The organism is Nocardioides sp. (assembly GCF_016462705.1).
Lineage (GTDB): Bacteria > Actinomycetota > Actinomycetes > Propionibacteriales > Nocardioidaceae > Nocardioides.
On record NZ_JAEMSS010000248.1, the window covers coordinates 1 to 4,987 of the forward strand.

Annotated in this window: 6 protein-coding genes; all 6 read left to right on the forward strand. The window is 69.7% G+C overall.

What is annotated here, in order from left to right; translation table 11 throughout:
- The coding region (gene nuoB, locus JHD21_RS20585) for an NADH-quinone oxidoreductase subunit NuoB (protein WP_292679194.1) at positions 1 to 393 on the forward strand (393 nt) is incomplete at its 5' end.
- Positions 390 to 1,163: an NADH-quinone oxidoreductase subunit C gene (locus JHD21_RS20590; RefSeq protein ID WP_292679196.1), complete on the forward strand. Its 774-nt coding sequence runs from the start codon at positions 390 to 392 to the stop codon at positions 1,161 to 1,163. The genes nuoB and JHD21_RS20590, both read left to right, overlap by 4 nt.
- Positions 1,163 to 2,509, forward strand: a complete 1,347-nt coding sequence (locus tag JHD21_RS20595) for an NADH-quinone oxidoreductase subunit D (RefSeq protein WP_292679199.1) — start codon at positions 1,163 to 1,165, stop codon at positions 2,507 to 2,509. The genes JHD21_RS20590 and JHD21_RS20595 overlap by 1 nt, the downstream gene beginning before the upstream one ends.
- Positions 2,506 to 3,276 (forward strand): NADH-quinone oxidoreductase subunit NuoE, encoded by a 771-nt coding sequence (nuoE, locus tag JHD21_RS20600; protein WP_292679201.1) that lies wholly within the window; start codon positions 2,506 to 2,508, stop codon positions 3,274 to 3,276. The genes JHD21_RS20595 and nuoE overlap by 4 nt, the downstream gene beginning before the upstream one ends.
- An 8-nt stretch (positions 3,277 to 3,284) precedes the next feature.
- Entirely contained in the window at positions 3,285 to 4,592 is a 1,308-nt protein-coding gene (gene nuoF / locus JHD21_RS20605) for an NADH-quinone oxidoreductase subunit NuoF (RefSeq protein ID WP_292679207.1), read from the forward strand.
- The coding region (locus JHD21_RS20610) for a 2Fe-2S iron-sulfur cluster-binding protein (protein WP_292679204.1) at positions 4,589 to 4,987 on the forward strand (399 nt) is incomplete at its 3' end. The genes nuoF and JHD21_RS20610, both read left to right, overlap by 4 nt.

Below are 4,987 nucleotides of genomic sequence, written 5' to 3' on the forward strand. Positions count from 1 at the left end.
TTCGGCATGGAGGTCTTCCGGGCCAGCCCGCGCCAGGCCGACCTGATGATCGTGGCCGGTCGGGTGAGCCAGAAGATGGCGCCGGTCCTCCGCCAGATCTACGACCAGATGCCCGACCCCAAGTGGGTGCTCGCGATGGGTGTCTGCGCCAGCAGCGGCGGCATGTTCAACAACTACGCGATCGTGCAGGGCGTCGACCACGTCGTCCCGGTCGACATGTACCTCCCCGGGTGCCCGCCGCGCCCGGAGATGCTCATCGACGCGATCCTCAAGCTCCACGACCAGGTCCAGAGCCGCCCGCTCGGCCCCAACATGGCCGCCCAGATCGAGCAGCGTGAGAACGCCGCCCTCAAGGCCCTGCCGACCTCGGAGATGAAGGGCCTCCTGCGTTGAGCGAGCCTCCGAAGGACGTCCTTCCCGAGCCGAAGGGCCCCGAGCAGCCGGCGATAGACCAGTCGCCCGAGAACGCACCCGCCACGGTGCCCGACGCCGAGGCGGAGACCGAGATCCAGGTCGTGGGCCGGCGCGAGGGCATGTTCGGCGTGGCCGGCACCGGTGACACCAGCGGCTACGGCGGTCTCGTGCAGCCGGTCGTCTTCCCCGGCGCCGCCCAGCGACCCTTCGAGGGCTGGCACGAGGACGTCGCCGGCGCGCTCGACACCGCGCTGGCCGGCGGGGGTGTCGAGCCGTCCGCGATCCAGGCGATCGTGATCCACCGCGGCGAGATCACCTTCCACGTCCGCCGCGAGGACCTGCCCGCCGTGGCCAGGCTGTTCCGCGACGACCCCCAGCTGCGCTTCGAGCTGTGCGCGGGCGTCAGCGGGGTCAACTACCCCCAGGACACCGGCCGGGAGCTGCACGCGGTCTACCACCTGCTCTCGATGACCCACAACCGGCGGGCCCGGCTCGAGGTCACCTGCCCGGACAGCGACCCGCACATCCCGTCCATCGTGGCGACGTACCCGACGAACGACTGGCACGAGCGCGAGACCTACGACATGTTCGGGATCATCTTCGACGGGCACCCGGCGCTCACCCGGATCCTGATGCCGGACGACTGGCCCGGCCACCCCCAGCGCAAGGACTACCCGCTCGGCGGGATTCCCGTGGAGTACAAGGGCGGGACCATTCCGCCGCCCGACCAGCGGAGGTCGTACAACTGATGGCTGCGACGAACCAGAACGACATGTACGCCGGCAGCAGCGAGACGACCGAGGGCAAGGTCTTCACGGTCACCGGCCAGGACTGGGACGCGATCGTCAGCGGCATCGCCGAGGACGCCGACGAACGGGTCGTCGTCAACATGGGCCCGCAGCACCCGTCGACGCACGGGGTGCTCCGGCTGATCCTCGAGCTCGAGGGCGAGACGGTCACCGAGGCCCGCTGCGGGATCGGCTACCTGCACACCGGCATCGAGAAGAACATGGAGTACCGCTCCTGGGTCCAGGGCGTCACCTTCTGCACCCGGATGGACTACCTGTCGCCGTTCTTCAACGAGACCGCCTACTGCCTGGGAGTGGAGCGACTCCTCGACATCGAGGACGACATCCCCGAGAAGGCCTCGGTCATGCGGGTCCTGCTCATGGAGCTCAACCGCATCTCGTCGCACCTGGTCTGCATCGCCACCGGTGGGATGGAGATCGGTGCCCTGACGGTCATGACCATCGGGTTCCGCGAGCGCGAGCTGGTCCTCGACCTCTTTGAGCTCATCACCGGCCTGCGGATGAACCACGGCTTCATCCGTCCCGGTGGGGTGGCCCAGGACCTGCCGCCGGGTGCCCTCGACGAGATCCGCGGCTTCATCGCCCTGATGAAGAAGCGGCTGCCGGAGTACGCCGCGCTGTGCAACGCCAACCCGATCTTCAAGGGCCGCCTCGAGGACGTGGGTCACCTCGAGCTCGACGGGGTCCTGGCCCTCGGTCTCACCGGCCCGGTCCTGCGCAGCACCGGCTACCCCTGGGACCTGCGCAAGTCCGAGCCCTACTGCGGCTACGAGGACTACGACTTCGAGGTCCAGACGTGGGACACCTGCGACTCCTACGGTCGGTTCCGGGTCCGGCTCAACGAGATGTGGGAGTCCCTCAAGATCATCGAGCAGGCCGCGGACCGGCTGGCCGCTCTCGAGGGTGCCCCGGTGATGGTGGGCGACAAGAAGATCGCCTGGCCGAGCCAGCTCGCCATCGGCAGCGACGGCATGGGCAACAGCCTCGACCACATCCGCCACATCATGGGTGAGTCGATGGAGGCACTGATCCACCATTTCAAGATCGTGACCGAGGGGTTCCGGGTCCCGGCCGGCCAGGCCTACGTGCCCATCGAGTCCCCCCGCGGTGAGCTCGGTGCCCACGTCGTGTCCGACGGCGGCACCCGCCCGTTCCGGGTGCACTTCCGCGACCCGTCGTTCACCAACCTGCAGGCGACCGGGGTGATGAGCGAGGGCGGCATGGTCGCCGACGTGATCGTCGCGATCGCCTCGATCGACCCCGTGATGGGAGGCGTCGACCGGTGACCGCCACCAGCCTCGACCAGAGCGTGCTCGACGAGCTGCGGGAGATCGCCGCCCGCTACCCGGAGCCCCGCTCGGGACTCCTGCCGATGCTCCACCTCGTGCAGTCCGTGGAGGGCCGGGTGACACCGGAGGGCATCCAGGCCTGCGCGGACATCCTCGACCTGTCGGCCGCCGAGGTCAGCGGCGTCGCGACGTTCTACACGATGTACAAGCGCAAGCCGGTCGGTGACTACCTCGTCGGTGTCTGCACCAACACCCTGTGCGCGGTGATGGGCGGCGACGCGATCTTCGAGCGTCTCAAGGACCACCTCGACGTCGGGAACGACGAGACGACCGCCGACGGCAAGGTCACGCTCGAGCACGTCGAGTGCAACGCGGCCTGCGACTACGCCCCGGTGATGATGGTCAACTGGGAGTTCATGGACAACATGACGCCCACCTCCGCGGTCCAGCTCGTCGACGACCTGCGCGAGGGCAAGGAGGTCACCTCCACCCGCGGTCCCCGGATCTGCACCTGGCGCGAGGCGGAGCGGGTGCTGGCCGGCTTCCCGGACGGCCGGGTCGACGAGGGACCGTCCGCAGGTGAGCCGTCCCTCGTGGGCCTGGCGATCGCGCGCGAGCGCGGCTGGACGGCGCCGGACACCGACTCGTCGGGTGCCGCCGACGGGGCCCCGGCCGAGGCCGACGACCGGGTCGCCTCGCAGGCGGCCGTCGAGGAGTCCGACGACAGCACCGAGACCGCAGCGGACAAGGACGACGCCAAGTGAGCGCTGACATGGGCACCCTGACCCCGGTCCTCACCGACATCTGGGACGCCGACCGCTCCTGGACCCTGAAGACCTACGAGGCCCACGGCGGCTACCGCGCGCTCACCAAGGCGCTCGGGATGGAGCCCGCGGCGATCGTCGAGGAGGTCAAGGGCTCCGGCCTCCGCGGCCGGGGAGGTGCCGGCTTCCCGACCGGCATGAAGTGGTCCTTCATCCCGCAGGACAACCCGAAGCCGAAGTACCTCGTCGTCAACGCCGACGAGTCGGAGCCCGGGACCTGCAAGGACATCCCGCTGATGATGGCCAACCCGCACGTCCTCGTGGAGGGCGTGATCATCAGCTCCTTCGCGATCCGCGCGCACCACGCCTTCATCTACATCCGTGGCGAGGTCCTGCACGTGATCCGCCGGGTGCAGGCGGCCGTCGAGGAGGCCTACGCCGCCGGCCACCTCGGCAAGGACATCCACGGCTCGGGCTACGACCTCGACGTGGTCGTGCACACCGGCGCCGGGGCGTACATCTGTGGCGAGGAGACCGCCCTGCTCGAGGGTCTCGAGGGCCGTCGCGGCCAGCCGCGGCTGCGGCCGCCGTTCCCGGCCGTGGCCGGTCTCTACGCGAGCCCGACGGTCATCAACAACGTGGAGTCGATCGCGTCGGTGCCGAGCATCATCGAGCACGGTGCCGAGTGGTTCGCCTCGATGGGCACCGAGAAGTCCAAGGGCTACGGCATCTTCTCCCTGTCCGGGCACGTCACGAAGCCGGGCCAGTACGAGGCGCCGCTGGGGATCACCCTGCGCCAGCTCCTGGAGCTGGCCGGCGGCGTCCGCGAGGGACACGAGCTGAAGTTCTGGACGCCCGGCGGCTCGAGCACCCCGCTGCTCACCGCCGAGCACCTCGACGTGCCCCTCGACTTCGAGGCCGTCGGCGAGGCCGGCTCCATGCTCGGCACCCGGGCGCTGCAGATCTTCGACGAGACCACCTGCGTGGTCCGGGCAGTGCTCCGGTGGACCGAGTTCTACAAGCACGAGTCGTGCGGCAAGTGCACCCCGTGCCGGGAGGGCACCTGGTGGCTGGCGCAGACCCTGGCCGCCCTCGAGCGCGGCGAGGGCAGCGAGTCCGACCTCGACCTGCTGCTCGACCAGTGCGACAACATCCTGGGCCGTGCGTTCTGCGCGCTGGGTGACGGTGCGACCAGCCCGATCTCCAGCTCGATCCAGTACTTCCGCGAGGAGTACCTCGCGCACCTCACCCACGGCGGCTGCCCGTTCGACCCGGTGGCCTCCACGGTCTTCGCGGACGAGGCGGTGCTGGCATGACGCAGGCTCCGGAGAAGAGCGAGGTCGAGAAGGCACCGAAGACCGTCTCCCTGACCATCGACGGCGTCGTCGTCGAGGTCCCCGAGAACACGCTGGTGATCCGGGCCGCCGAGCAGATCGGCGTGCAGATCCCGCGCTTCTGCGACCACCCGCTGCTGGCCCCGGTCGGTGCGTGCCGCCAGTGCCTGGTCGACGTCCCGGACGCCGGCAACGGCCGTGGCTTCCCCAAGCCGCAGGCCTCGTGCACCCTCCCGGTCGCCGAGGGCATGGTCGTCTCGACGCAGGTCACCAGCGAGGTCGCCGACAAGGCCCAGCAGGGCGTCATGGAGTTCCTGCTCATCAACCACCCGCTGGACTGCCCGGTCTGCGACAAGGGCGGCGAGTGCCCGCTGCAG

Excerpts from the sequence above, each read along its gene's own strand:
- JHD21_RS20595 (WP_292679199.1), top strand. The coding sequence starts at position 1,163 with ATGGCTGCGACGAACCAGAACGACATGTACGCCGGCAGCAGCGAGACG.
- nuoF (WP_292679207.1), top strand. The coding sequence starts at position 3,285 with ATGGGCACCCTGACCCCGGTCCTCACCGACATCTGGGACGCCGACCGC.